This is a genomic window from Streptomyces sp. NBC_01244 (genome assembly GCF_035987325.1).
Classification (GTDB): Bacteria; Actinomycetota; Actinomycetes; order Streptomycetales; family Streptomycetaceae; genus Streptomyces.
Genome location: NZ_CP108488.1, coordinates 2892379 through 2918323, shown reverse-complemented (window position 1 = coordinate 2918323; position 25945 = coordinate 2892379). Strand labels below are relative to the sequence as shown.

22 protein-coding genes and 1 riboswitch are annotated in these 25945 nt (G+C 69.8%); of the genes, 15 read left to right on the top strand and 7 right to left on the bottom strand.

The annotated features are described in order from the left end of the window. The first annotated feature begins 105 nt into the window (after nt 1–105). A complete protein-coding gene (locus tag OG247_RS12915) occupies nt 106–3237 on the top strand; it encodes an efflux RND transporter permease subunit (protein WP_327252374.1) in 3132 nt (1043 codons plus the stop codon). A 132-nt stretch (nt 3238–3369) separates the two neighbouring features. Here the strand turns inward: OG247_RS12915 and nadA are convergent, their stop codons facing one another. Next, a complete protein-coding gene (gene nadA / locus OG247_RS12910) occupies nt 3370–4572 on the bottom strand; it encodes a quinolinate synthase NadA (protein ID WP_327252373.1) in 1203 nt (400 codons plus the stop codon). Between the two features lie 318 nt (nt 4573–4890). On the opposite strand from nadA, the gene erpA reads away from it, so the two are divergent. Beyond that, nucleotides 4891–5247: an iron-sulfur cluster insertion protein ErpA gene (gene erpA, locus OG247_RS12905; protein ID WP_243330017.1), complete on the top strand. Its 357-nt coding sequence runs from the start codon at nt 4891–4893 to the stop codon at nt 5245–5247. A gap of 107 nt (nt 5248–5354) precedes the next feature. On the opposite strand, the gene OG247_RS12900 is transcribed toward erpA, so the two are convergent. Together OG247_RS12900 and OG247_RS12895 are read right to left on the bottom strand one after the other, a co-directional pair. Next, nucleotides 5355–6848 carry a hypothetical protein gene (locus OG247_RS12900; RefSeq protein ID WP_327252372.1) on the bottom strand — a complete coding sequence of 498 codons (1494 nt, stop codon included), beginning with the start codon at nt 6846–6848 and terminating at the stop codon, nt 5355–5357. Nucleotides 6849–6953: 105 nt separating this feature from the next. After that, entirely contained in the window at nt 6954–7172 is a 219-nt protein-coding gene (locus OG247_RS12895; protein ID WP_327252371.1) for a hypothetical protein, read from the bottom strand. A 131-nt stretch (nt 7173–7303) separates the two neighbouring features. Between OG247_RS12895 and OG247_RS12890 the strand changes: the two genes are divergently transcribed. Continuing rightward, entirely contained in the window at nt 7304–8281 is a 978-nt protein-coding gene (locus tag OG247_RS12890; protein ID WP_327252370.1) for a carbohydrate kinase family protein, read from the top strand. 118 nt (nt 8282–8399) lie between these two features. Here the strand turns inward: OG247_RS12890 and OG247_RS12885 are convergent, their stop codons facing one another. Continuing rightward, complete coding sequence (locus OG247_RS12885; protein ID WP_327252369.1) at nt 8400–9782, bottom strand: cysteine desulfurase/sulfurtransferase TusA family protein; 1383 nt, start codon at nt 9780–9782, stop codon at nt 8400–8402. A 395-nt stretch (nt 9783–10177) separates the two neighbouring features. Between OG247_RS12885 and ctaC the strand changes: the two genes are divergently transcribed. The 4 genes from ctaC to OG247_RS12865 all read left to right on the top strand — a co-directional run bounded on the left by ctaC (nt 10178) and on the right by OG247_RS12865 (nt 14660). Continuing rightward, a complete protein-coding gene (ctaC, locus tag OG247_RS12880) occupies nt 10178–11152 on the top strand; it encodes an aa3-type cytochrome oxidase subunit II (protein WP_327252368.1) in 975 nt (324 codons plus the stop codon). Beyond that, entirely contained in the window at nt 11149–12879 is a 1731-nt protein-coding gene (ctaD, locus tag OG247_RS12875; protein WP_327252367.1) for an aa3-type cytochrome oxidase subunit I, read from the top strand. Before ctaC ends, ctaD begins: the two co-directional genes overlap by 4 nt. Then, on the top strand, nt 12876–13274 hold the full coding sequence (locus OG247_RS12870; RefSeq protein ID WP_327252366.1) for a cytochrome c oxidase subunit 4: 399 nt from the start codon (nt 12876–12878) through the stop codon (nt 13272–13274). The genes ctaD and OG247_RS12870 overlap by 4 nt, the downstream gene beginning before the upstream one ends. Before the next feature lie 138 nt (nt 13275–13412). Beyond that, the gene (locus tag OG247_RS12865; protein WP_327252365.1) at nt 13413–14660 is read left to right on the top strand and encodes a L,D-transpeptidase; all 1248 of its coding nucleotides are present in this window, start codon (nt 13413–13415) and stop codon (nt 14658–14660) included. A 120-nt stretch (nt 14661–14780) separates the two neighbouring features. Here OG247_RS12865 and OG247_RS12860 read toward each other — a convergent pair whose 3' ends face one another. Then, on the bottom strand, nt 14781–15182 hold the full coding sequence (locus tag OG247_RS12860; RefSeq protein ID WP_250742508.1) for a hypothetical protein: 402 nt from the start codon (nt 15180–15182) through the stop codon (nt 14781–14783). Nucleotides 15183–15393: 211 nt separating this feature from the next. Here OG247_RS12860 and ctaE point away from each other — a divergent pair, with 211 nt between their 5' ends. The 6 genes from ctaE (at nt 15394) to OG247_RS12830 (ending at nt 22810) form a co-directional block, all read left to right on the top strand. Next, on the top strand, nt 15394–16014 hold the full coding sequence (ctaE, locus tag OG247_RS12855) for an aa3-type cytochrome oxidase subunit III (RefSeq protein WP_008738823.1): 621 nt from the start codon (nt 15394–15396) through the stop codon (nt 16012–16014). A 76-nt stretch (nt 16015–16090) separates the two neighbouring features. Next, nucleotides 16091–16900, top strand: a complete 810-nt coding sequence (gene qcrC / locus OG247_RS12850; RefSeq protein ID WP_327252364.1) for a cytochrome bc1 complex diheme cytochrome c subunit — start codon at nt 16091–16093, stop codon at nt 16898–16900. Further along, nucleotides 16897–17958 carry a cytochrome bc1 complex Rieske iron-sulfur subunit gene (gene qcrA, locus OG247_RS12845; RefSeq protein WP_327252363.1) on the top strand — a complete coding sequence of 354 codons (1062 nt, stop codon included), beginning with the start codon at nt 16897–16899 and terminating at the stop codon, nt 17956–17958. The genes qcrC and qcrA overlap by 4 nt, the downstream gene beginning before the upstream one ends. Then, complete coding sequence (qcrB, locus tag OG247_RS12840; protein WP_327252362.1) at nt 17955–19583, top strand: cytochrome bc1 complex cytochrome b subunit; 1629 nt, start codon at nt 17955–17957, stop codon at nt 19581–19583. Before qcrA ends, qcrB begins: the two co-directional genes overlap by 4 nt. Nucleotides 19584–19808: 225 nt before the next feature. After that, entirely contained in the window at nt 19809–20873 is a 1065-nt protein-coding gene (trpD, locus tag OG247_RS12835) for an anthranilate phosphoribosyltransferase (protein ID WP_327252361.1), read from the top strand. Nucleotides 20874–21036: 163 nt separating this feature from the next. Beyond that, nucleotides 21037–21153, top strand: a riboswitch (SAM riboswitch). A 256-nt stretch (nt 21154–21409) separates the two neighbouring features. Continuing rightward, nucleotides 21410–22810, top strand: a complete 1401-nt coding sequence (locus tag OG247_RS12830; protein ID WP_327252360.1) for an aminotransferase class V-fold PLP-dependent enzyme — start codon at nt 21410–21412, stop codon at nt 22808–22810. A 222-nt stretch (nt 22811–23032) separates the two neighbouring features. Here OG247_RS12830 and OG247_RS12825 read toward each other — a convergent pair whose 3' ends face one another. Further along, nucleotides 23033–23314, bottom strand: coding sequence for an Lrp/AsnC family transcriptional regulator (locus OG247_RS12825; protein ID WP_243330042.1), 282 nt, complete (start codon nt 23312–23314; stop codon nt 23033–23035). After that, nucleotides 23311–24045 carry a rhomboid family intramembrane serine protease gene (locus tag OG247_RS12820; RefSeq protein ID WP_327252359.1) on the bottom strand — a complete coding sequence of 245 codons (735 nt, stop codon included), beginning with the start codon at nt 24043–24045 and terminating at the stop codon, nt 23311–23313. Before OG247_RS12820 ends, OG247_RS12825 begins: the two co-directional genes overlap by 4 nt. A gap of 135 nt (nt 24046–24180) precedes the next feature. On the opposite strand from OG247_RS12820, the gene OG247_RS12815 reads away from it, so the two are divergent. Continuing rightward, nucleotides 24181–24420, top strand: coding sequence for a hypothetical protein (locus tag OG247_RS12815; protein WP_008738811.1), 240 nt, complete (start codon nt 24181–24183; stop codon nt 24418–24420). A gap of 40 nt (nt 24421–24460) precedes the next feature. Then, nucleotides 24461–25825 carry an NYN domain-containing protein gene (locus tag OG247_RS12810; protein WP_327257448.1) on the top strand — a complete coding sequence of 455 codons (1365 nt, stop codon included), beginning with the start codon at nt 24461–24463 and terminating at the stop codon, nt 25823–25825. Nucleotides 25826–25945: the final 120 nt, after the last annotated feature.

The following is a 25945-nucleotide window of genomic DNA, read 5'->3' as shown; positions in this document are numbered from 1 at the left end:
CGCCCGTGCGCACGAGAGGCTGAGGGGCCCCGCGCGTGCCCGAAGGCACGGCTCCGTCACGCCTCGTAGACGTCACCGCGTCCCTGCAGAGAGATCCCCATAGCCATGTTCCGGCTGTCCCGCTTCAGCCTCGCCCAAAGGGCGCTGGTCGGCCTCGTGTCGCTCGTCGCGCTCCTCTTCGGCGCCATAGCCATCCCGCAGCTCAAGCAGCAGCTGCTGCCCTCCATCGACCTGCCGATGGTGTCCGTGCTCGCGCCGTACCAGGGCGCCTCGCCCGACGTGGTGGAGAAGCAGGTCGTCGAACCGATCGAAGCCATGCTCAAGGGCGTCGACGGCATCACCGGCATCACCTCCACCGCCAGCGAGGGCAACGCCCTCATCATGGCGACCTTCGACTACGGCGACGACGGCACCAAGCAGCTCGTCGCCGACGTCCAGCAGGCCGTCAACCGGGCCCGCGTACGGCTGCCCGCCGAGGTGGACCCGCAGGTGATCGCCGGTTCCACCGACGACATCCCGACCGTGGTCCTCGCCGTCACCTCCGACAAGGACCAGCAGGCGCTGGCCGACCAGCTGAACCAGTCCGTGGTCCCCGTGCTGGAGGACATCGCGGGCGTCGGCCAGGTCACCGTGGACGGGGTCCGGGACCTCCAGGTCACCGTCACCCCCGACGACGCCAAGCTCGCCGCCGCAGGCCTCGACGGCGCCGCCCTGGCCCAGGGCCTCCAGGCGGGCGGCGCCACCGTCCCCGCCGGCTCCTTCGACGAAGCGGGCAAGAACCGCACCGTGCGCGTCGGTTCGGGCTTCACCTCGCTCGCCCAGCTGGAGGACCTGCGCCTCACCGCCGGACCGGGCAAGCCCGCCGTCCGCCTCGGTGACGTGGCCGGCGTGAAGCAGGAGCCCGCCAAGGCCGACTCCCTCACCCGCACCAACGGCAAGCCCAGCCTCGCCCTCATGCTGACCATGGACAAGGACGGCAGCGCCGTCGCCATCTCGGACGCGGTCAAGGACAAGCTGCCCGAGCTCCGCTCCACCCTCGGCTCCGGCGCCGACCTGACCGTGGTCAGCGACCAGGGCCCGGCCGTCGCCAAGTCCATCTCGGGCCTGACCACCGAGGGCCTGCTCGGCCTGGTCTTCGCGGTCGTCGTGATCCTGGTCTTCCTCGGCTCGCTGCGCTCGACGCTGGTCACCGCGGTCTCCATCCCGCTGTCCGTCGTCCTCGCGCTGATCGTGCTGTGGACCCGCGACCTGTCCCTCAACATGCTGACGCTGGGCGCGCTCACCATCGCCATCGGCCGGGTCGTCGACGACTCGATCGTGGTCCTGGAGAACATCAAGCGGCACCTCGGCTACGGCGAGGAGCGGCAGCACGCGATCATCACCGCGGTCAAGGAGGTGGCCGGCGCGGTCACCTCCTCCACGCTCACCACCGTCGCCGTCTTCCTGCCGATCGCCTTCGTGGGCGGCATGGTCGGCCAGTTCTTCGGCCCGTTCTCCATCACCGTCACCGCGGCCCTGCTGGCCTCGCTGCTCGTCTCCCTGACGGTCGTGCCGGTGCTCTCGTACTGGTTCCTGCGCGCGCCGAAGGGCGTCAGCGAGGGGGACGCCGCGAGCATCGAGAAGGCCCGCCGCGAGGCCGAGGAGAAGGAGTCCCGCAGCAAGCTCCAGCAGTTCTACGTACGGGCGCTGGGCCTGGTCACCCGCCGCCGGGCCGCCACCCTGGTCGTCGCCGTCGTGGTGTTCGTCGCGACGCTGGGCATGACCCCGCTGCTCAAGACGAACTTCTTCGACCAGGGCGAGCAGGAAGTCCTGAGCATCAAGCAGCAGTTGCCGCCCGGCACCTCGCTGGCCGCCGCCGACGAGGCGAGCCGCAAGGTCGAGAAGGTCCTGGACGGGACCGACGGGGTCAAGGACTACCAGGTCACCGTCGGCTCCTCCGGCTTCATGGCCGCCTTCGGCGGCGGTACGGGCTCCAACCAGGCCTCGTACCAGGTCACGCTGGAGAACTCGGGCAAGACCGAGTCGGCCAAGAAGCACATCGAGACCGCCCTGAAGGGTCTCGACGGCATAGGCCAGACCACCATCGCGGCCGGCGACGGCTTCGGCAGCCAGAACCTCAGCGTCGTCGTCAAGGCCGGTGACGGGGCCGTCCTCGCCCGGGCCGCCGAGCAGGTCCGCGCCGAGGTGGCGAAGATCGAGGACGTCACCGACGTCCAGAGCGACCTGTCCCAGTCCGTGCCCCGGATCTCGGTCACCGCCACCCCCAAGGCCGCGGAGTTCGGCCTGAACCAGGCCGCGCTCGGCGCCATCGTCGGCCAGGCCGTACGCGGCAACCCGGCGGGCAAGGCCGTACTGGACGACACCGAGCGGGACATCGTCATCAAGTCCGCACAGCCGGCCACCACCCTGGCCGAGCTGCGGGCGCTGCCCGTCGGCCCGGTGAAGCTCGGTGACATCGCCGAGGTCAAGGAGGTCCCCGGCCCCGTCGCGATGACCCGGATCGACGGCGCCCGCGCCGCGACCATCAGCGCGAAGCCGGTCGGCGACAACACCGGCGCCGTCAGCTCCACCCTGCAGTCGAAGATCAAGGCCCTGGACCTGCCCGCGGGCGCCACGGCCACCATCGGCGGCGTCGGACAGGACCAGAGCGAGGCCTTCGGCCAGCTGGGCCTGGCCATGCTCGCGGCCATCGCGATCGTGTTCATGCTGCTGGTCGCCACGTTCCGCTCGCTGGTCCAGCCGCTGATCCTGCTGGTCTCCATCCCCTTCGCGGCGACCGGCGCGCTCGGCCTGCTCCTGGTCACCGGCACCCCGCTCGGCGTCCCGGCGCTGATCGGCATGCTGATGCTCATCGGCATCGTCGTGACCAACGCGATCGTCCTGATCGACCTCGTCAACCAGTACCGGGCCCAGGGCTACGGCGTGATCGAGGCGGTCGTCGAGGGCGGCCGCCACCGTCTGCGCCCGATCCTGATGACGGCACTGGCGACGATCTTCGCGCTGCTCCCGATGGCGCTGGGCGTCACCGGCGAGGGCGGCTTCATCTCGCAGCCGCTCGCGGTGGTCGTCATCGGCGGCCTGATCAGCTCCACCCTGCTGACCCTGCTCCTGGTGCCGACCCTCTACACGATGCTGGAGCTCCGCAAGGAGCGCCGCAGCGCGAAGAAGACGGCCCGCCTGACCGTGGTCCCGGCCCCGTCCGCCTCCGCGGAGGACGAGAGCCCGGTCAAGGTCTGAGGTCTGAGGACGGAGGACGGAGGACTGAGGCCTGACGGCCGAGGTCCGTACGCACCCACACGCCGAAGGGCCGCCCCTCGCACGAGGGGCGGCCCTTCGGTCGTTGTCGCCGGTCGTTGCCGCCGGGCCGGGCTACGGAAGCGCGAGCATCCGCTCCAGGGCGAGCTTGGCGAAGCTCTCGGTCTCCTTGTCGACCTGGATCTGGTTGACGAGGTTGCCCTCGGCCAGGGACTCCAGGGTCCACACCAGGTGGGGGAGGTCGATGCGGTTCATGGTCGAGCAGAAGCAGACCGTCTTGTCGAGGAAGACGACCTGCTTGTCCTCGGCGGCAAACCGGTTCGCCAGACGCTGGACGAGGTTCAGCTCTGTGCCGATGGCCCACTTGGAGCCGGCCGGGGCCGCCTCCAGCGCCTTGATGATGTACTCGGTGGAGCCGACGTAGTCCGCGGCCGCCACGACCTCGTGCTTGCACTCCGGGTGGACCAGCACGTTCACGCCGGGGATGCGGGCGCGCACGTCGTTGACCGAGTCGACCGAGAACCGGCCGTGCACCGAGCAGTGACCGCGCCACAGGATCATCTTGGCGTTCCGCAGCTGCTCGACGGTCAGGCCGCCGTTCGGCTTGTGCGGGTTGTACAGCACGCAGTCGTCGAGGGTCATGCCCATGTCGCGGACGGCGGTGTTGCGGCCCAGGTGCTGGTCCGGGAGGAAGAGCACCTTCTCCCCCTGCTCGAACGCCCACTCCAGGGCCTTCTTCGCGTTGGACGAGGTGCAGATCGTGCCGCCGTGCTTGCCCGTGAAGGCCTTGATGTCGGCCGAGGAGTTCATGTACGAGACGGGGACGGTGGCTCCGGCGATACCGGCCTCGGTCAGCACGTCCCAGCACTCCGCGACCTGCTCGGCGGTGGCCATGTCGGCCATCGAGCAGCCGGCGGCCAGGTCCGGCAGGACCACCTTCTGGGCGTCCGAGGTGAGGATGTCCGCGGACTCGGCCATGAAGTGGACGCCGCAGAAGACGATGTACTCGGCCTCCGGCCTGGCGGCCGCGTCCTTGGCGAGCTTGAAGGAGTCACCGGTGACGTCGGCGAACTCGATGACCTCGTCACGCTGGTAGTGGTGGCCGAGGATGAAGACCTTGTCCCCGAGCTTCTCCTTGGCGGCGCGGGCGCGCGCCACGAGGTCCGGGTCCGACGGCGAGGGCAGGTCGCCGGGGCATTCCACCCCGCGCTCGCTCTTGGGGTCGGCCTCACGGCCGAGCAGCAGCAAGGCAAGGGGCGTCGGCTGGACGTCCAAAGGCTGGTTGTCCAAAGGCTGGGCGGTGGTCACGACACGCACCCTTTCTGTTCTGCGACAAGGGACTTCTGAAGCCACTCTGAAGCCATCGCTTCGACTTCTCGTCTATTTGACGTTATCTATCATAACTGCTTCACGTCACTTTGACGATGCCGATAGTGTCGATGTGACGAATTCGCCCGCCCGGCACGGAGACCTCGTGGGGACCCACCACCGCGCGGGGGTGTGCGAGCATGGAATTTCTGAAACACGCGTCGGGTCCCGGAATGAATCCGCGGTCCCGCTCGTTGCCACCGACGGCAAGAGTCCGACGTTTCCCCGCTCCCGGCGGGGAGCCGCCCACTTCGGGAGTGAATGCAGATGTCCGTACAGGACGAAAAGACCACCGTGAGCGACGGCATCCTCCTGTCCGACGCCGCCGCCGAAAAGGTCAGGACCCTGCTGGAGCAGGAAGGCCGCGATGACCTGGCGCTGCGCGTCGCCGTCCAGCCCGGTGGCTGCTCCGGCCTGCGCTACCAGCTCTTCTTCGACGAGCGCTCCCTCGACGGCGACGTCGTGAAGGACTTCGACGGTGTGAAGGTCGTCACCGACCGGATGAGCTCCCCGTACCTGCACGGTGCGTCCATCGACTTCGTCGACACCATCGAGAAGCAGGGCTTCACGATCGACAACCCGAACGCCACGGGCTCCTGCGCCTGCGGCGACTCGTTCAACTAAGCCCGGAAGGCCCGGCCGCCCCGTAGGGCAGGCCGGGCTCGTAGGGCCGACGAGAGGGGCCCGCCCGCGGACATCCGCGGGCGGGCCCCTCTCGTGCGTCCCGGCGCCTACTGGCGGGGGACGGCCTTGCCCGTGGTCGCGTCGACCACCTTGCGGTCGCCGAGCGGCTGCTGGAGCGTCCCCGTCACCGTCATCTCCTGCGCCAGCATGATGCAGGCCTGCCCCGGCTTGTTCGGGGTGTCCGTGATCTTCACCATCACCGACCCGGGCTGCTCGCGGACCTCCAGGGCGTACGTGCTGCACACCCCGCCCCAGAAGTTCACGGTCAGCGTCCGGTCGGCCGAGGCGTACGAGAAACCGGGCACGGTCTGCCCCTTCGCGCGCGGGTCGACCGGGGTGGGCAGGTCCACCGGGGGAGTCTCCCCGGTCAGGGCCGCCGGCTGGGCCACCGTGTGGCCGGGGCCGCCGCCCTTGCCCGCCACCTCGAACAGCCACGCCGGCACCAGGCCGCGGGCCCCGTCGACCGTGCCCGGGACCAGCCCGAGCTCGGCGCCACGGACCGACTCCGTCCGCGACGGCTTCATCGGCCGGGGCTCCGGGTTGCACGGCAGCGTGTCCGTGGCGCCGTCCGGGGTGTCCGGGGTCAGCGGGACGCTCGTGGCACAGCCGCTCGGGCCGGGGTCCGTGGAGCCGGAGCCCCGGGACTTGTCGTTCAGCCGGGCCAGCGCGTCCACGGCGCCGATCACCGGCTGCTCGGCGGCCCGCACCGGAACCTTCAGCTCGCCACTGCCCGACACCACCCGGGAGTCCGTCCCGACGCCGATCCGGGTGGACCAGCCCTGCGTGGGCAGGCCCCCGATCACCGGGTCGGCCGTCACCAGACGTACGGAGCCCTGCGCGATCCGGGCGTCGAGCGCGGCCGCGCCCTGGCCCACGGCCGCCAGCACGGGCGTGGCGGCGGCCTTGGCGGCCTCCTCGGAGACGGGCGTCCCCGTGGTGCCGCCGTGCTCGCGGCCCAGGTCCTGGGGGAGGGTGGCCGGTCCGCAGGTGTCCTTGCCGCGCACGCAGTCGTCCCCGGTGCCGCCGACCTGGAAGCGGGAGAAGTTCCAGGTCCCGGGAGCCTTGAGGTTCACCGTGAGCCGGGGCCCGGAACCGTCCGCGGTCTCCCCGGCCTGCCAGGTCTCCCCGACGAGCCGCGGCGCGCCGGAGATCCCGAGCGCCGTCGCGAGCCGCGCCACCTCGGCGGAGGTCACCTCACCGCTCGCACTGAAGGCAGGCGCCGTGGCCGGGCCGTCCGGGAGGGGGACGTCGGCCGTGTACGTGACCCCGCCGCCGGAGGGGTCGGGCTCGCCGGGGGCGATGCCGGGCCCGGGCGGAGTGGGCAGCGCGCGGGGCGCGGAGGCCGCGCTGTCGCCCGTACGGCCCTCGCCGTGGGCGGTCGACGCCCAGATGGCGGTGCCGCCGCCGGTGAGCAGGACGGCGGCCGCGATCGAACCGATGGCCCAGACCTGCCGCCGTCGTGTGGCACGTGACGCACCGGGGGTGCCGGGCACCTCGGGTGTCTCGGATGCATGGGGTGCATCGGGTTGTTCGCTGGTCACCGCATCGCTCCTTTGCCCGTCCCGCAGGGGGTGATGCGGGTGTGACGGAACAGACGCGGATCCGGTTCCGCCGGGTCCGGGCGCGATCTCGAAGGAGCCCGCCTACTAGTAGCCGTAGACCGCCGTGGAGGCGATGAGGCGGGCCGAGGCCGCCGGGACGCGGATCCCGCTGATCTGGGAGGGGGTCACCCGATCCGGCCGCGGATCCGCGGGAACCGGCCAGTGCGGGGCCATCCGGGCGCAGTCACCCAGCAGCTGCTCGAACTCGGTGCCCGCCGTGATCTCGGAGGGCCGGGCGTGCCCGAAGCGATCGGTGTAGGTCATGGGGCACGGTAGGCACGTCACCGCGGGTGAAGAAAGAGCTACTACGGGGTAGTTTCTGCCGGTCGGCCACGGTCCGTGGACCGGGTAGTTTTGAATGTCCCCTTGCCTTCCCCCGCAGGAGCGTCCACGCCGTGCGTATCGCAGTCACCGGCTCCATCGCCACCGACCACCTCATGACCTTCCCCGGCCGCTTCGCCGACCAGTTGGTCGCGGACCAGCTGCACACGGTCTCCCTCTCCTTCCTCGTCGACAACCTCGACGTACGGCGCGGCGGCGTCGGCCCGAACATCTGCTTCGGCATGGGGCAGCTCGGCGCCCGGCCGATCCTCGTCGGAGCGGCCGGCTCCGACTTCGACGAGTACCGCGCCTGGCTCGACCGGCACGGCGTCGACACCCAGTCCGTGCGGATCTCCGAGGTCCTGCACACCGCCCGCTTCGTCTGCACGACGGACGCCGACCACAACCAGATCGGCTCCTTCTACACGGGCGCGATGAGCGAGGCCCGCCTGATCGAGCTGAAGGCGGTCGCGGACCGGGTCGGCGGCCTGGACCTCGTCCTGATCGGCGCGGACGACCCCGAGGCGATGCTGCGCCACACGGAGGAGTGCCGCACGCGGGCGATCCCCTTCGCCGCGGACTTCTCGCAGCAGATCGCCCGGATGGACGGCGACAACATCCGCACCCTGATGGAGGGCGCGACGTACCTCTTCTCCAACGAATACGAGAAGGGCCTCATCGAGGCGAAGTCCGGCTGGACCGACGCGGAGATCCTGGCGAAGGTCGGCACCCGGGTCACCACGCTCGGCTCGAACGGCGTCCGCATCGACCGGGTCGGCCACGACCCCATCGTGGTCGGCTGCCCCGAGGAGACCGCGAAGGTCGACCCGACCGGTGTCGGCGACGCGTTCCGCGCGGGCTTCCTCACGGGTCTGGGCTGGGGCGTCGGCCTGGAGCGGGCCGCGCAGATCGGCTGCATGCTGGCCACCCTCGTCATCGAGACCCTCGGCACCCAGGAGTACACCCTGGGCCGGGCCCACTTCATGGAGCGCTTCACGAAGGCCTACGGCGACGAGGCGGCGGCGCAAGTCCAGTCCCACCTCCCGGCGTAGCCCCTCGCGGCGTCCGGCTCCGTGCCCGTCGGCGGGCGGGGCCCGGCGGGCGGGTGCGGGTGGCTCGGCCCTGCGGGGCAGCTCCCCCCGCAGGCAGGTCAGCGGGGGGCGACCCGGATCAGACCGCCCGGCGGACCGTGTACGCAGTACCGAGGGGACGCGGGGCCTCGCCCACATACACCTGCCCCCGCATCGCGCACCACGCCGGGATGTCCAGCCGCGCCACCTCGTCGTCCGACAGGACGGTCACCGTGCCACCCACCGGGACCCGGCCGATGGCCCGGGCCAGTTCGATCACCGGCTGCGGACACCGCAGGCCGAGGGTGTCCAGTTCCAGGGATTCGGCCTCCGGATCGGCGGCCATCACCGGTTCCGCCACGCCGAGTTGCTCGCGCACCCCCGCCACCAGCCCCGGCAGGACCTCCAGGAAGCCGTTGACCTCCGCCGCCGTCGTACCGGCCGGCAGGGACACCCGTACGTTCCCCTCCGACAGCACCCCCATCGCCCGCAGGACATGGGAGGGCGTCAGCGTCGAGCTGGTGCACGAGGACCCGGAGGAAACGGAGTAGCCGGCCCGGTCCAACCCGTGGAGCAGCGTCTCCCCGTCGACGTACAGGCAGGAGAAGGTGACCAGATGGGGGAGCCGGAGGTCGGGATGGCCGACCACCTCCACGTCCGGCACCAGGCGGGCAACCCGCCGCCGCAGCCGGTCCACCAGGACCCGCAGGCGGGCCGCCTCCGCCTCCGCCTCGGCGCGCACCGCCCGCAGGGAGGCCGCCGCGGCGACGGCCGCGGGGAGGTTGACGAAGCCGGGGGAGCGCCCCGACTCCCTTTCGTCGGCGGGGCCTTGGGGGGAGAAGCGCACTCCCTTGCGGACCGCCAGCAGGCCGACTCCGGCCGGGCCGCCCCATTTGTGGGCGCTCGCGCACAGCACGGACCAGTTCCCGGGGACCGGCCCCCAGCCCAGCGACTGCGCCGCGTCCACCAGCAGCGGGACCCCGGCGGCGGCGCACACCTCGGCGACCTCCATCACGGGCTGGACGGTGCCGACCTCGTGGTTGGCCGACTGGAGGCAGGCCAGTGCGGTGGAGGGCCCCACGCGTTCCCCGTAGGAGGAGGCGGAGACCCGGCCGAACCGGTCCACCGGGACCTCCTCGACCCGCCCGCCGCCCGCCGCGTGGAGCTCCGCCGCGTGCAGTACGGAACTGTGTTCCACCGCTGATACGACCAGATGCCCGCCGACACGCCGGCGCCCCGCCAGCACCCCGGCCATGCCCGAGTGAACCGCGTGCGTCCCCGAAGGAGTGAACACGAGCTCGTCGGGGCGGCAGCCCACCACCTCCGCCGCCGCCTCCCGCGCCGCGTCCAGCAGCAGTCGGGCCCGGCGCCCTTCGCGGTACAGCCGGGCCGGATCGGCCCAGCCTTCGTCAAGGGAGGCCTGGAGCGCCTGCCGGGCCACGGGGTGCAGCGGGGCGGCGGACGCGGTGTCGAAGTACGGCATCCGGTCACGCTAACCGGCCGCCGCGCCGACGCCGCGACCGGCGGGCCTGTCGTCAAAGTGCCGTCTGCCCCGCGACGCCTGGCACGCGCTCCAGACGCCGCGGGGCCGCCCTTCGGGCGACGACGGCACTTTGACGACAGGCCCGAGGTCAGGGCCCGTCAGATGCCGTCGGGACCCCGCCATTCGGGGTCCGTTGGGCCGTCCCCCGTACGGCGGATCCATCCCTTCGGGGTCAGTAACGGCGCGTTGGGCACCCTCCCCGCGCGACCCCAAATAGCGTCCAGTAGGGTTTGGTCCGCATAAACATCCAAACCCCTGCCTGCGTCAGGGCCGGCGACCGACCCGAATGCGGCCGCGGCCGGCCGCGCGGGCCGAGACTCTCGGGAAGGCGCTACGTGAGTCCCTACGGCTCCGACCGCTCGCCGCGGCGCCCGATGCGGCGGAAGCTGCTGCAGGCGCTGACTGCGGGCGTGGTCCTGGCGACCGCCACTGGTTGCTCGTATACATGGAAAGACTTCCCCCGCCTCGGATTGCCCACCCCGGTCACTGAAGAGGCGCCTCGCATCCTCTCCCTGTGGCAGGGGTCCTGGGCGGCCGCTCTGATCACCGGCATCCTCGTGTGGGGCCTGATCATGTGGAGCGTCATCTTCCACCGGCGCAGCCGGACCAAGGTCGAGGTTCCCCCGCAGACCCGGTACAACATGCCCATCGAGGCGCTGTACACCGTGGTCCCGCTCATCATCGTCTCGGTGCTCTTCTACTTCACCGCGCGCGACGAGTCGAAGCTGCTCTCCCTCTCCGCCAAGCCGGCGCACACGATCAACGTGGTCGGCTTCCAGTGGAGCTGGGGCTTCAACTACGTCGAGGACGTCGACGGCGATGCGGCGACTCCGAAGGCGGGCGAGGTTCCCAAGGAACTCGCCGCCATCCCGGACCGCTACACCAAGGACTTCCCGGCGGGCGCCGAAGGCGTCTACACCAAGGGCGTCCCGAGCGACCGGAACGCGGAGACCGGCAACCCGGGCCCGACGCTCTGGCTGCCGAAGGGTGAGAAGGTCCGCTTCATCCTGTCGTCCAACGACGTCATCCACTCCTTCTGGGTGGTCCCCTTCCTGTTCAAGCAGGACGTCATTCCGGGCCACACCAACGTCTTCGAGGTCACCCCGACCGAAGAGGGCGTCTTCATGGGCAAGTGCGCCGAGCTCTGCGGTGTCGACCACTCCCGAATGCTCTTCAACGTCAAGGTCGTCTCCCCGGAGGCGTACAAGGCGCACCTGAAGGAGCTCGCGGAGAAGGGTCAGACCGGCTTCCTCCCGGCCGGCATCCAGCAGACCGACCCGGCCCGCAATGCTGAGGTGAACAAACTGTGAGCATCCTCAACCAGCCTCAGGGTGCCGAGGCCGACTCGTACGAGAACGAGTTGCCGGTACGGAGCAAGCAGCCGGGCAATGTCGTCGTGAAGTGGTTGACCACCACCGACCACAAGACCATCGGCACGATGTACCTGCTCACATCGTTCGTGTTCTTCCTCATCGGCGGTCTGCTGGCGCTCTTCATGCGCGCCGAGCTGGCCCGTCCGGGTACGCAGATCATGTCGAACGAGCAGTTCAACCAGGCGTTCACCATGCATGGCACGATCATGCTGCTGATGTTCGCCACCCCGCTGTTCGCGGGCTTCGCGAACTGGATCATGCCGCTGCAGATCGGCGCGCCCGACGTGGCGTTCCCGCGGCTGAACATGTTCGCGTACTGGCTGTACCTCTTCGGTTCGACCATCGCGGTGGCCGGCTTCATCACCCCCTCGGGTGCCGCCGACTTCGGCTGGTTCGCCTACTCCCCGCTGTCGGACGCCGTCCGCTCGCCGGGCATCGGCGCCGACATGTGGATCATGGGTCTGGCCTTCTCCGGCTTCGGCACGATCCTCGGTTCGGTCAACTTCATCACCACGATCATCTGCATGCGCGCGCCCGGCATGACGATGTTCCGCATGCCGATCTTCACCTGGAACGTGCTGCTGACCGGTGTTCTGGTCCTGCTCGCCTTCCCGGTGCTGGCCGCCGCGCTGTTCGCGCTGGAGGCCGACCGGAAGTTCGGTTCGCACATCTTCGACGCGGCCAATGGCGGCGCGCTGCTGTGGCAACACCTCTTCTGGTTCTTCGGACACCCAGAGGTGTACATCATCGCGCTGCCGTTCTTCGGAATCGTTTCCGAAATCATCCCGGTCTTCTCGCGCAAGCCGATGTTCGGTTACATCGGTCTGATCGCCGCGACGATCTCGATCGCCGGCCTTTCGGTGACCGTGTGGGCCCACCACATGTACGTCACCGGCGGTGTACTGCTGCCGTTCTTCTCCTTCATGACGTTCCTCATCGCGGTTCCGACCGGTGTGAAGTTCTTCAACTGGATCGGCACCATGTGGAAGGGCTCACTGTCCTTCGAGACCCCGATGCTCTGGACGATCGGCTTCCTGGTCACCTTCACCTTCGGTGGTCTGACCGGCGTCATCCTGGCCTCGCCCCCGATGGACTTCCACGTCTCCGACTCGTACTTCGTCGTCGCGCACTTCCACTACGTCGTCTTCGGCACCGTGGTCTTCGCGATGTTCGCCGGCTTCCACTTCTGGTGGCCGAAGTTCACGGGCAAGATGCTGGACGAGCGCCTCGGCAAGATCACCTTCTGGACGCTGTTCATCGGCTTCCACGGCACCTTCCTGGTGCAGCACTGGCTGGGCGCCGAGGGCATGCCGCGTCGTTACGCGGACTACCTCGCGGCCGACGGCTTCACGCTGCTGAACACGATCTCGACGATCAGCTCGTTCCTGCTGGGCCTGTCGATGCTGCCGTTCATGTACAACGTCTGGAAGACGGCGAAGTACGGCAAGAAGGTCGAGGTCGACGACCCGTGGGGCTACGGCCGTTCGCTCGAATGGGCGACGTCTTGCCCGCCGCCGCGGCACAACTTCCTCACCCTGCCGAGGATCCGGTCCGAATCCCCGGCATTCGATCTGCACCACCCCGAGATCGCGGCCCTCGACCACCTTGAGGACCACTCCGTGGCCGCCAAGGCCGTCGCTGGTGGCAAGGAGGCCGGCAAGTGAAGATCCAGGGCAGGATGTTCCTGTGGCTCGCCGCCTTCATCCTGATCATGACCGTCGTGTACGGCGTGTGGTCGAAGGAGCCCGTCGGCACCACCGCGCTCGCTCTGGCCTTCGGCCTGAGCGCCATGATCGGCTACTACCTGGCCTTCACGGCCGCGCGCGTCGACCAGATGGCCCAGGACAACCTGGAGGCCGACGTCGCCGACGAGGCGGGCGAGCTGGGGTTCTTCGCCCCGCACAGCTGGCAGCCGCTCTCGCTGGCCATCGGTGGCGCCTTCGCCTTCATGGGCGTCGTCTTCGGCTGGTGGCTGATGTACTTCTCGGCGCCGCTGATCCTGATCGGTCTGTGGGGCTGGGTGTACGAGTACTACCGCGGCGAGAACCAGAACCAGTAGCCGCACCCGCGCCACTGCTTCCCGCAGCGGCCACAGCGTGAGACCAGGGGCCCGGACACCTCCAATGGAGGAGTCCGGGCCCCTCGTTTGCAGTCACCCCGCGCGCCGTAATTGTCATATCTTCATAGCGTTGGCCTCATGAACCAGTCACCGCGTCTTTGGACGGTTATCGGCTGCTCCCTGCTGGTCGCGTCCCTCGGGGCCGGCGCCACCGCATGCGGGTCGGGCGACGACAACCCGCTGTCCGCCCGCCCCTACGACGCGGGCGACCAAGTCGCCCTCAACCAGTCCTCCGGCAGTCGCCCGGTCGACCCGGACCGGCCCCTGGAAGTCACCGCCAAGAGCGGCGACGGCCGGATCACCGACGTCAGCGCCGTGGACACCCACGGACGCCGCCTGGCGGGCGAGTTGTCCGCCTCGGGCGACCGCTGGCACAGCACCGTCCCGATGGCCGCCGGCGTCCGCTACACCGTCCTCGTGAGCACCGAGGACGAACGGGGCGCCCCCGGGCAGCGCACGCTCACCTTCGACACCACCCCGGCGCAGAAGGTCCTCAAGGTGGAATTCGGCCCGGACGAGGGCAAGTACGGCGTCGGACAGCCCCTCACGGCCGAACTCAACGAACCCGTGAAGGACAAGGCCGCCCGCGCCGTCATCGAGCGCGGCCTGGTCGTCGACGCCCCGCCGGACGCCGTGGGCGCCTGGCACTGGGTGGACGACAAGAAGCTCCACTACCGGCCCAAGGAGTACTGGCCCGCCAACACCACCGTGTCCGTCCGGAGCAACCTGGAGGGCATCAAGATCTCCGACGACCTCCACGGCGCCGCCTCCAAGCCGCTGAAGCTGGAGATCGGCGACCGCGTCGAGGTCACCACGGACGCCTCCTCGCACTGGCTCACCTTCAAGCGCAACGGGGAAGTGATCAATTCCATCCCGGTGACCACCGGAAAGCCGGGCTTCTCCACCCGCAACGGCGTCAAGGTGGTCCTCGGCAAGCAGTACTACGTCCAGATGCGCGGAGACACCGTGGGCATCGGCGGCAGCGAGTACTACAACCTGCCCGTCTACTACGCGACCCGTGTCACCTGGAGCGGTGAATACGTCCACGCCGCGCCGTGGTCCGTCGGCTCCCAGGGCTACGAGAACGTCAGCCACGGCTGCACCGGCATGAGCACCGGCAACGCCGCCTGGTTCTACGAGAACATCACCGAAGGCGACATCGTCCGCGTCATCAACAGCATCGGCGACGACATGGACACCTTCGGCAACGGCTTCGGCGACTGGAACATGGACTGGAAGGACTGGCGCGAGGGCAGCGCCCTCCTCAAGGGCACCCAGGAGGGCCGCAGCCCGGTCGACCAGGCCCGCCTGCGCCCGCAGGTGTAACCACCGGGCCAGGAGCGCCGGGAGAGGCCGGGAACGGGGCACGGGTGCCCGTACGGACCGTACGGGCACCCGTGCCCCGCTATGCGCCGGTAAGAGGCTGTGCGGGGCGTACAGCCCCCGTCACGCCGCCGGGGAGAGCCGCGCGCGCAGCAGACCCGCCAGGGCCTGCGCGAAGTCCACCGGATCAACCGGAAGGGTGACCGCGGCGTCCGCGCGGCTCCAGGTGGCCAGCCAGGCGTCCTGCGGACGGCCCATCAGGAGCAGTACGGGCGGGCACTGGAAGATCTCGTCCTTGATCTGCCGGCACACGCCCATGCCCCCGGCCGGAACCGCCTCGCCGTCCAGCACGCACACGTCGATGCCGCCCGCGTCCAGTTCCTTCAGGACGGCCGGCAGCGTGGCGCACTCCAGGAACTCCACCGGCGGCAGGTCGGCGGCCGGCCTGCGCCCGGCCGCAAGCCGCACCTGCTCCCGGGTGCCCGCGTCGTCGCTGTAGACCAGAACCCGCGCAGTCGCCCGCATTTCGTTCCTCCACGTGTCCCGTGAATCACGTTGATGTTGCGCGGGATGCTACTCCGTCCGACCCGGTGTCAACATCGGTTCGCACAGCATCGCCCGAGGGATGGCCGGCGGCGTCCGAAGGGCGATCTGATGGGCCGTTCGGGCCTTGCACACGCCCCTGACACTCCGAACGGCACCCCCCGGGGTGAGGGCGGGATAAGGGACCGACATAATGTCGGTCGTGGCGACAGCAACGACAGTAGATACCGGGCACGCGCACCCGACGGTCAACAGGCCGAACCTCGTCAGCGTGGGAACCATCATCTGGTTGAGTTCCGAGCTGATGTTCTTCGCGGCCCTCTTCGCGATGTACTTCACCCTGCGATCCGTGACAGGCGCCGAGTACTGGACAGAACAGGCTTCGGCCTTGAATCTGCCCTTCTCGGCGACGAACACGACGATCCTGGTGCTTTCCTCGCTCACCTGCCAGCTCGGCGTATTCGCCGCCGAGCGCGGGGACGTGAAGAAGCTCAGGACGTGGTTCATCATCACGTTCGTCATGGGTGCGATCTTCATTGGCGGCCAGGTGTTCGAGTACACCGAGCTGGTCAAGCACGAGGGCATGAGCCTCTCGTCCGGTCCGTACGGCTCGGTCTTCTACCTGACCACCGGCTTCCACGGTCTGCACGTGACGGGCGGTCTCATCGCCTTCCTGCTGGTCCTCGGCCGGACGTACGCGGCCAAGAGGTTCACCCACGAACAGGCCACGTCGGCCATCGTCGTGTCCTACTACTGGCACTTCGTCGATGTCGTCTGGATCGGCCTCTTCGCGACGATCTACCTGATCAAGTAGCGAACACGTCGCCGGGCGGGACCCGGCACTCCATCCAGACACACCGACGCAGAAGATCCTGACACCGGGGTAATCCGTGAAAAAGCTCTCCGCACGACGACGCCATCCGCTGGCGGCGGTCGTCGTTCTACTCTTCGCGCTGGCGGTTACCGGGGGGCTGTACTCCGCCTTCGCGCCCGCGGGCAATGCGAAGGCCGACGAAACCGTCCAGTCCCTCGCCATCGAGGAGGGCCAGAAGCTCTACGCCGTCGGCTGCGCAAGCTGCCACGGAACCGGCGGTCAGGGTTCCTCTGACGGCCCCAGCCTGGTAGGCGTCGGCTCCGCTGCCGTCGACTTCCAGGTGATGACGGGCCGTATGCCCGCCCAGCAGCCCGGCGCCCAGGTGCCGAAGAAGCCCGTCATCTACACCCAGGCGCAGACCGACCAGCTCGCCGCGTACATCGCGTCCCTCGGCGCCGGCCCGATCGTGCCGTCCGAGAAGCAGTACGACCCGGCGGGTGCCGACATCGCGAAGGGTGGCGAACTGTTCCGCAACAACTGCGCGCAGTGCCACAACTTCACCGGCGAGGGCGGCGCACTGACGAACGGCAAGTACGCCCCCAACCTTGAGGGTGTCGAGCCGAAGCACGTCTACGAGGCCATGCTCACCGGCCCGCAGAACATGCCCTCCTTCCCCGACAGCACCATGCCGGAGAAGCAGAAGAAGGACATCATCGCGTACCTCCAGCACGTGAACGGCGAGAAGTCGACCAGCCCCGGTGGCCTCAAGCTCGGTGGCCTCGGCCCCGTCTCCGAGGGTCTCTTCGGCTGGATCTTCGGACTGGGTGCGCTGATCGCTGTCGCCGTCTGGGTCGCGGCCCACACCGCTAAGGCCAAGAAGTCATGAGTAGCCAAGACATTCCCGAAGAGAACCACCTGCCGAGCGAGCAGGGCGACGCGCACCACGGTGCCGCGGCAGTGCCGGACAGCGACCCGTTCGCCGACCCCGGCCTGCCGGTCCACCGGCCGCGGATCCAGGACATCGACGAGCGGGCCGCGAAGCGCTCCGAGCGCACGGTGGCCTTCCTGTTCACCCTGTCGATGCTGGCCACGATCGCCTTCATCGCCTCGTTCGTGACCCTGCCGGTCGACAAGATCGTCTACATCTTCCCCATCGGGAAGGTGAGCGCTCTCAACTTCGCCCTCGGCGTGAGCCTCGGCACGGCCCTCTTCTGCATCGGCGCGGGCGCGGTCCACTGGGCCCGCACCCTGATGTCCGACGCGGAGGTCGCCGACGAGCGCCACGAGATCGCGGCCTCGCCCGAGCTCAAGGCGCAGGTCATGCAGGACTTCGCGGACGGCGCGCGCGAGTCGGCCATCGGCCGCCGCCCGCTCATCCGCAACACGATGTTCGGTGCGCTGGCCCTGCTGCCGCTCTCCGCCGTCGTGATCCTGCGCGACCTCGGCCCGCTGCCCGAGGACAAGCTGCGCAAGACCATCTGGGCGAAGGGCAAGATGCTCATCAACCAGAACACGATGGAGCCGCTCCGTCCCGAGGACATCGTCGTCGGCTCGCTGACCTTCGCCATGCCGGAAGGCCTGGAGGAGCACGCGCACGACTTCCAGACGCAGATCGCCAAGGCCGCCCTGATGATCGTCCGCATCCAGCCGGAGAACATCAAGGACAAGAAGGAACTGGAGTGGTCCCACGACGGGATCGTGGCCTACTCCAAGATCTGCACCCACGTCGGCTGCCCGATCAGCCTGTACGAGCAGCAGTCGCACCACGTGCTCTGCCCGTGCCACCAGTCCACCTTCGACCTCTCCGACGGCGCCCGAGTCATCTTCGGCCCGGCTGGTCACGCGCTCCCGCAGCTGCGGATCGGCGTCAATGACGAAGGTTTCCTCGAGGCGCTCGGCGACTTCGAAGAGCCCGTCGGTCCCTCTTTCTGGGAGCGCGGATGAGCACTGCCACTCAAACCAAAGAGCGCAAGGCTCCGGCCGGCGAGCGCGTAGCCGACTGGGCCGACGGCCGGCTGGGCATCTACAGCCTCGCCAAGTCCAACATGCGCAAGATCTTCCCGGACCACTGGTCCTTCATGCTCGGCGAGATCTGCCTCTACAGCTTCATCATCCTCATCCTCACGGGTGTGTACCTGACGCTGTTCTTCCACCCGAGCATGAACGAGGTCGTGTACCACGGCTCGTACGTCCCCATGCAGGGCGTCACGATGTCAGAGGCCTTCTCCTCGACGCTCCACATCAGCTTCGACGTCCGCGGCGGCCTGCTCATCCGGCAGATCCACCACTGGGCGGCGCTGATCTTCATCGCGGCGATGCTCGTGCACATGATGCGCGTCTTCTTCACCGGCGCGTTCCGCAAGCCGCGCGAGGTGAACTGGGTCTTCGGCTTCCTGCTGCTGGTCCTCGGCATGTTCACCGGTTTCACCGGCTACTCCCTGCCGGACGACCTGCTCTCGGGCACCGGTGTCCGCTTCATGGAGGGCGCGGTCCTGGCCGTGCCGATCGTCGGCACGTACCTGTCGTTCTTCCTGTTCGGCGGAGAGTTCCCCGGCGGCGACTTCGTGGCCCGGTTCTACTCGGTCCACATCCTGCTGCTGCCCGGCATCATGATGGGCCTGCTGGTGGCCCACCTGATCCTGGTGATCTATCACAAGCACACCCAGTACGCGGGCCCCGGCCGGACCGAGAAGAACGTCGTCGGCATGCCGCTGCTCCCGGTCTACATGGCCAAGGCCGGAGGCTTCTTCTTCCTGGTCTTCGGTGTCATCGCGGTCGTCTCGGCGATCGCCACGATCAACCCGATCTGGGCGCTCGGCCCGTACCGTCCGGACCACGTGTCCACCGGTGCGCAGCCCGACTGGTACATGGGCTTCTCCGAGGGGCTCATCCGTGCCATGCCGGGCTGGGAGATCAACCTGTGGGGCCACACCCTCGTCCTGGGTGTCTTCATCCCGCTGGTGATCTTCCCGCTGGTCCTGGCTGTGATCGCGGTCTACCCGTTCATCGAGTCCTGGGTCACCGGGGACAAGCGCGAGCACCACATCCTGGACCGCCCGCGCAACGCCCCGACGCGCACGGCCTTCGGTGTGGCATGGCTGACGTGGTACGTCATCCTGCTGATCGCCGGTGGAAACGACCTGTTCGCGCAGTACTTCCACCTGTCGATCAACTCGATCACCTGGTTCGCCCGCATCGGGTTCTTCGTCGGACCGGTCATCGCGTTCGTCATCACCAAGCGGATCTGCCTCGGCCTGCAGCGCCGGGACAACGACAAGGTGCTGCACGGTCGCGAGACCGGCGTCATCAAGCGTCTGCCGCACGGTGAGTTCGTCGAGGTCCACGAGCCGCTCTCGCAGGGCAAGCTGCACACGCTCACCTCGCACGAGCAGTACGAGCCCGTCGAGATCGGCCCCACGGTCGACGAGAACGGTGTCGAGCGCAAGGTGAAGTCGCTGGAGAAGCTCCGCGTCAAGCTCAGCAAGGGCTACTTCGGGGAGAACAACCAGATCCCGAAGCCCACGGTCGAGGAGTACAAGGAGATCCAGAGCGGCCACGGCCACCACTGATCTCCCGCATCACGGCTTCACACGCTTCATACGCTTCAAGATTCACGCAGGCGCAGTACGCACCACGCATGACTGCTTGAGGGACTGATTTCGGTCAGTCCTGGTGTCGCCACGGCGAGAGCCCCGTCCAGTGTCTGGACGGGGCTCTTTGCCGTCCCCGGGGCTGGATAGGCTGATCCCCTTCCCATTCGACGTGGAATCCTCGATGAGCAGCAGGAGCGGACCATGAACCTGGTGACCCCGGCAGGCGGCGACAGCGTGGCGGCCCGCGGCTGGCCGGGCCTTCTGGACGCCCTGCTGACCGGCCGTGACCTCGGCGCCGACGACACGGCCTGGGCCATGGACCGGATCATGCGCGGGGAAGCCACCGACGCCCAGATCGCCGGCTTCGCCGTCGCCCTGCGGGCCAAGGGGGAGACCGTGGCCGAGATCAACGGCCTGGTCCGCGCCATGTACGAACACGCCAACCTGATCGAGGTGCCGGGCCGGACGGTGGACATCGTCGGCACCGGCGGCGACGGGGCCAAGACGGTCAACATCTCCACGATGTCGGCCATCGTGGTGGCCGGTACGGGCGCCAAGGTGGTCAAGCACGGCAACCGGGCCGCGTCCTCCGCGAGCGGCTCCTCGGACGTCCTGGAGAAGCTGGGCGTCAACCTCGACCTCACCCCCGCGCGGGTCGTGGAGGTGGCCGAGGAAGCCGGGATCACCTTCTGCTTCGCGGTCAAGTTCCACCCCGCGCTACGGCACGTGGCGGCGGCCCGCCGGGAACTGGGCATCCGGACCACCTTCAACTTCCTCGGCCCGCTGACCAACCCGGCGCGGGTCCGGGCGCAGGCCACCGGTGTGGCCGACGCGCGGGTGGCGCCGATCGTCGCGGGCGTCCTGGCGGAGCGGGGCTCCTCGGCGCTCGTCTTCCGCGGTGACGACGGGCTCGACGAGCTCACCACCACGGCGACCTCCCGGGTCTGGTGGGTCCGCGACGGCGAGGTCAGGGAGCAGGGCTTCGACCCGCGCGACATCGGCATCCCGCTGGTTCCGGTCTCCGCCCTGGCCGGGGCGGACGCCTCGTTCAACGCCGACGTGGCCCGCCGCCTCCTGGCCGGCGAGACCGGCCCCGTGCGCGACGCGGTGCTGCTGAACTCGGCGGCGGCCCTGGTCGCCCTGGACCCGGGCACGGGCACCTTGGAGGAGCAGCTCGCCGCCGGTGTCGTACGGGCGGCGGAGGCGGTGGACTCGGGCGCGGCCCGGGCGGCGCTGGCCCGCTGGGCGGCGGCGAGCAACGCGTAGCCGCTGCGGCCGGTGACCGCTGCGGCCGGTGACCGCTGCGGCCGGTGACCGCTGCGGCCGGTGACCGTTCCGACGGGATCCGGCCAAGATCAAGCAACGACCCCGGTCCGCCATGTGGACCGGGGTCTTGCGTTCGGAAGATCATGTGGCAGGATGCTCCTCAGGTCACGAGTGACAGCGTTTAGGCCCCGGCTTGCTGTCCGGCAACCCTCCTTCCGTGGCGGGGTGCCCCGGGTGATGACCAGGTCGTAGGCAGTGAGGTCTACGGCAAGCGCGGATCCCTCGAACGCCAGGGGTCCTGGTCTCTCGAGGAGCGTTTTCCGTGAGCAAGCGAATGCGATAGGGCGACTCCGCCCCTTCTTCACCCCTCTGAACAGGGTCACTTCCGCGTACCCGCAGCACACCTGCGGCAGCACATCCGTGTGCGGCGGCCGATCCGCGTTCCGGGGCACTCCCGTACCCCGAACGGCCGCAGCGCCGTATCCGCGTACGGGCACACCGAAGCCATTCACACCTGCCTGCCGGGAGATACCGCCATGTCCGCAACCCTGTCCGCGTCCTTTGACTCCAGCGTCGCCACCGCCACTGCCGCCGCCCTCGACCCCGCCTGTGCCGAGCCGCTGGCGGTCCTCGGCCGCGAGGTCACCGTGCCGCTCGTCACCGGCGGCGAGGTCACCTACGCCGCCCTCGACTACGCGGCCAGCGCCCCCGCGCTGCAGCGGGTCTGGGACGACGTGGCCGCGTACGCCCCGTACTACGGCAGCGTCCACCGCGGCGCCGGGTACCTCTCGCAGCTCTCCACCGACCTGTTCGAGCAGAGCCGGGTCACGGTCGCGGAGTTCCTCGACTGCCGCCCCTCCGACCAGGTGATCTTCACCCGGTCCACCACCGACTCGCTCAACCTGCTGGCCGCCGTGCTCCCGGCCGACTGCCAGGTCTTCGTCTTCGAGACCGAGCACCACGCCTCACTGCTCCCGTGGACGAACGCCCAGGTCACCTACCTCAACGCCCCGCGCACCCCGGACGAGGCCGTCGCCACCCTGGAGCGCGCCCTGGCCGACCGTGACCCTTACGGCCCCGCGCTGGTCTGCGTCACCGGAGCCTCCAACGTCACCGGCGAGCTGTGGCCCGTCAAGGAACTCGCCGCCGCCGCGCACGCCCACGGCGCCCGCATCGTCCTGGACGCCGCCCAGCTGGCCCCGCACCACCCCGTCTCGGTCCAGGACCTCGATGTGGACTGGGTCGCCTTCTCCGGACACAAGCTCTACGCCCCCTTCGGCTCGGGCGTGCTCGCCGGCCGCGCGGACTGGCTGCAGGAGGCCGAGCCGTACCTCGCGGGTGGCGGCGCCTCCCGCAAGGTCGCCCGCCGCGAGGACGGCGGCGTGGACGTCGAGTGGCACACCACCGCCGCCCGCCACGAGGCCGGCTCGCCGAACGTCATCGGTGTCTACTCCATCGCCTCCGCCTGCAAGGCCCTGAACGAGGCCGGCTTCGAGAACCTCGTCGCCCGCGAGCAGCACCTCATCGCCAAGGTCCGCGAAGGCCTCGCCGAGGTCCCGGCGGTCCGCGTCCTGTCCCTCTTCGGCGACGACGCCCCGCGCGTGGGCGTCATCTCCTTCGTCGTCGACGGCTGGAACAGCTCCCACTTCGCGGCCGCGCTCTCCGCCGAGTACGGCATCGGCGTCCGCGACGGCCTGTTCTGCGCCCACCCGCTGGTCCGCACCCTGCTCGGCAGCGAGCCGCAGGCCCAGGGCGAGTGCGGAGCCCCGGAGGCGGCCCCGGGGGAGCGGTCCCTGAACGCGATCCGCGTCAGCTTCGGCGCCGGCACCCCCGACGAGCACGTGGACCGCTTCGTCCGCGCCGTCAAGGAGCTCGTCGCGGACGGCGCCAAGTGGCAGTACCGCACCGAAGAGGGCCGCTGCGTCCCGGCGGTCTGACGGGCCGCGACGGGGACCGCGGGGGCCAGCTGCCCTGCGGGGCTGTCCCCTACCCGCCCTTCCACCATCCCCCAGACTCCGTCCGGGGGACCCCCAGCCGGGCGCTGCCCGGACCCCGGTCCTCAAGCGCCGGACGGCTGGGTTGGCGCGCCCGGGCTCGGTGCCGGCTGAAGCCCGGGACTGGGGCCCGAGCCCTGCCGAGGTTCCCCGTCCGGCCAGGTCCTACGCGTCCAGGCCGATCGCGAAGGCCGCTTCCAGGTCGTGCTGGGAGTACGTGCGGAAGGCCACGTGCGTGTCCGTCGCCTCCACGCCCGGGATCTTGCTGATGCGGCCGGGGATGATGTCGGCCAGGTCCTCGTGCCGGGACACCCGGACCAGTGCGATGAGGTCGTACGTACCCGTGACCGAGTAGACCTCGCTGACGCTGTCCAGCGCGGCGATGGCCTCGGCGATCTCGGGGATCCGGTCCACGCTGGTCTTGATGAGCACGAGTGCGGTGATCACGGTTGGCTGTCTCCCTCGCCTACTGTCACTGGTCGACCCACTCTAGTCCCACCCCGGTAGCGGGCCCACGCGTAGAGGAAGCCCACCGAGAAGCCCACCACGTGGGCCAGATAGGCGACTCCGGGTCCGCTCGCCGCCCGGTGTGCCGCCAGCCACTGCAGGCCGAACCAGAACATCAGCACGATCCACGCCGGGAACCGCAGCGGCAGGAAGAACAGGAACGGGAACAGGCTCGTCACCCGCGCCCTGGGGAACAGGTACAGGAAGGCACCCAGGACCGCGGAGATCGCCCCGGAGGCCCCGACCAGGGTCTGGTCCGAGGAGGCGTAGGCCGCCGCGTACGCCGCCAGGGCCAGGTAGCCCGTACAAACGTAGAAGCAGAGGAACCCGGCCCGGCCCATGCGCCGCTCCGTCATCGCCCCGAAGACGTAGAGGAAGAGCATGTTGCCCAGCAGGTGCAGCCAGCTCCCGTGCACGAACAGGGCCGTGAGGGGGGTGAGCGCCGCCCGGCCCGAGCCGGTGAACAGCTCGTCCGGGACCACGCCCCAGCGCCGGAAGTACGCCGTGCCCGTGGTCAGGAGCTGATCGCCCGTCCCGTAGACCGGGTTCAGCCCCGACGCCGGGCTCAGTACGAACACCACGCAGCAGCCGGCGATCAGCGCGTGGGTGACCACCGGGCCCCGGGCGGCCTCGCGTACGGCCTGCCACCTTACGATCATGCGACCGAGCATGACCCAGCCGGGCCCACCAGCGGGTGCGGCAGGCCGTAGGGTTACGAGCTACGCACGCACGCGCGCGCCACCCGCGACGACACGGGAGGGTGCGGAGCTTGCGCCATGTGAGCGATAGAAGGAGAGAGCGGCCTGATGACGGTTCCCCTGCCGACCGACACCACCCGGTGGCGCTGCACCCTGTGCGGCAACCTCACGCGCTTCGACGTCACCCGTTCGTCGAAGGTAGTGGAGTACGTCCACCTGGACCTCGCCGGGGAGCCCAAGGTCGAGGAGCGCGAGGTGGTCAATGAGACCATCGAGTCGGTCCGCTGTCGCTGGTGCAACGCGGTGGACCAGATCGAGCTCGTCGACAGGCCGGGCGCGGACTCCTGACGGAGCCCCGCCCACAGGTGAATGACGGTAGGGGTGACGGATTGTGGAGCCAGCAAGCGGCGCTGAGCCGGCCGACGCGGCCGGCGACGCCGCGGAGGTGCTCGACCGCCCGCTGCCGGAAGGCGTGCGGCGCCGGGTCGTCGCACTCGTCTCCGACGCCTTCGGCGGGCTGACGGTCGCGGACCTCCCGGCGCAGTTGCGCCAGTACGCCCGTTTCACCCCGACCCGGCGCGCCAAGTTCGCCGGCAACGCCATGGCCACGGCCGTGGAGAGCGACCCCGTCTTCCGGGGCCGGGTCGCGGAGAAGCTCCGCGAGACGCAGGCCGACCTGGCCACCGCGCTGGAGTCGGGCGCGCCGCCCGCTGCCGCCGATCCGCTGGACGTCGCGGCCGCCGCGTACGTCCTGCGGCCGGCCGGCTGGGTCAAGCTGGTCGCCGCCGCGGGCGAGGAGGCGCAGCGCGCCGACGCCGAGCGGGTCGACGAGGAGGCGCGCCGCGAGATGGAGCGGCTCCGCGAGGAGCTGGCCCACGTACGGGAACTGCAGCGCACGGGTGTCGACCAGGTGCGGGCCGAGCTGGAAGCGGCGCGCAAGGAAGCGGAATCGCTTCAGCGCAAGCTGCGCAGCGCCCTCAGCGACGTCAAGCGGGGCGACGCGGCCCTGCGCAAGATCAACGCGGAGGTCGACGGCATCCGCTCCGAGGCGGCCGCCCAGGTGACCACCGCGGAGAGCGAGACCCGGCGGCTCAAGTCCCGCCTCGCAGAAGTGGAATCGGCGCTGGAGACCTCGCGCCGGGCCACCCGCGAGGGGCGCAGCATCGAGGACATGCGGCTGCGCCTGCTCCTGGACACCGTGCTGGACGCGGCCGCGGGACTGCGCCGGGAGCTCGCGCTGCCGCCGGTCTCCACCCGGCCCGCCGACACGGTGGAGGCGGTGGAGCCGGGCCGGATGACCCCGAAGGACATCGCGGCGCGCGCCCTGTCGGAGACCGACCCCGCGCTGCTGGACCAGCTGCTGGCACTGCCCCAGGCCCATCTGGTGGTCGACGGCTACAACGTCACCAAGACCGGCTACCCGACGATGCCGCTGGAGAAGCAGCGCCTGCGGCTGCTGGGCGGGCTGTCGATGCTCGCCGCGCAGACGGGCGCCGAGATGACCTGCGTCTTCGACGGGGCGGAGCTGGCGGCCCCCGTGCTGCTCGCGCCGCCGCGCGGGGTGCGGGTGCTGTTCTCCAAGCCCGGGGTGACGGCGGACGAGCTGATCCGCCAGCTGGTGCGCGCCGAACCGTCGGGCCGTCCGGTGGTGGTGGTCTCCACCGACCGGGAGGTCGCCGACGGGGTGGCCAAGGCCGGGGCGCGGCCGGTGGCGTCCGCCTTGTTGCTGAAGCGGCTTTCGCGCGTTTCGTAACTGCTGGGCCCAATGCCGGAATTGGTAGGGCCTCGCAGGAACGTACCGTCAAGTCACCGACACAGAGCGTGCGCTGTAGGTAAAGAACCTGGTCGCACGGTGAGTTTTTTGCCGACAGGA

Excerpts from the sequence above, each read along its gene's own strand:
- OG247_RS12885 (WP_327252369.1), bottom strand. The coding sequence starts at position 9,782 with ATGCCGTACTTCGACACCGCGTCCGCCGCCCCGCTGCACCCCGTGGCC.
- trpD (WP_327252361.1), top strand. The coding sequence starts at position 19,809 with ATGAACCTGGTGACCCCGGCAGGCGGCGACAGCGTGGCGGCCCGCGGC.
- erpA (WP_243330017.1), top strand. The coding sequence starts at position 4,891 with ATGTCCGTACAGGACGAAAAGACCACCGTGAGCGACGGCATCCTCCTG.
- OG247_RS12820 (WP_327252359.1), bottom strand. The coding sequence starts at position 24,045 with ATGCTCGGTCGCATGATCGTAAGGTGGCAGGCCGTACGCGAGGCCGCC.
- OG247_RS12860 (WP_250742508.1), bottom strand. The coding sequence starts at position 15,182 with ATGCGGGCGACTGCGCGGGTTCTGGTCTACAGCGACGACGCGGGCACC.
- qcrA (WP_327252363.1), top strand. The coding sequence starts at position 16,897 with ATGAGTAGCCAAGACATTCCCGAAGAGAACCACCTGCCGAGCGAGCAG.
- ctaE (WP_008738823.1), top strand. The coding sequence starts at position 15,394 with ATGTCGGTCGTGGCGACAGCAACGACAGTAGATACCGGGCACGCGCAC.
- OG247_RS12865 (WP_327252365.1), top strand. The coding sequence starts at position 13,413 with ATGAACCAGTCACCGCGTCTTTGGACGGTTATCGGCTGCTCCCTGCTG.
- OG247_RS12815 (WP_008738811.1), top strand. The coding sequence starts at position 24,181 with ATGACGGTTCCCCTGCCGACCGACACCACCCGGTGGCGCTGCACCCTG.
- OG247_RS12830 (WP_327252360.1), top strand. The coding sequence starts at position 21,410 with ATGTCCGCAACCCTGTCCGCGTCCTTTGACTCCAGCGTCGCCACCGCC.
- qcrB (WP_327252362.1), top strand. The coding sequence starts at position 17,955 with ATGAGCACTGCCACTCAAACCAAAGAGCGCAAGGCTCCGGCCGGCGAG.
- OG247_RS12915 (WP_327252374.1), top strand. The coding sequence starts at position 106 with ATGTTCCGGCTGTCCCGCTTCAGCCTCGCCCAAAGGGCGCTGGTCGGC.
- OG247_RS12895 (WP_327252371.1), bottom strand. The coding sequence starts at position 7,172 with ATGACCTACACCGATCGCTTCGGGCACGCCCGGCCCTCCGAGATCACG.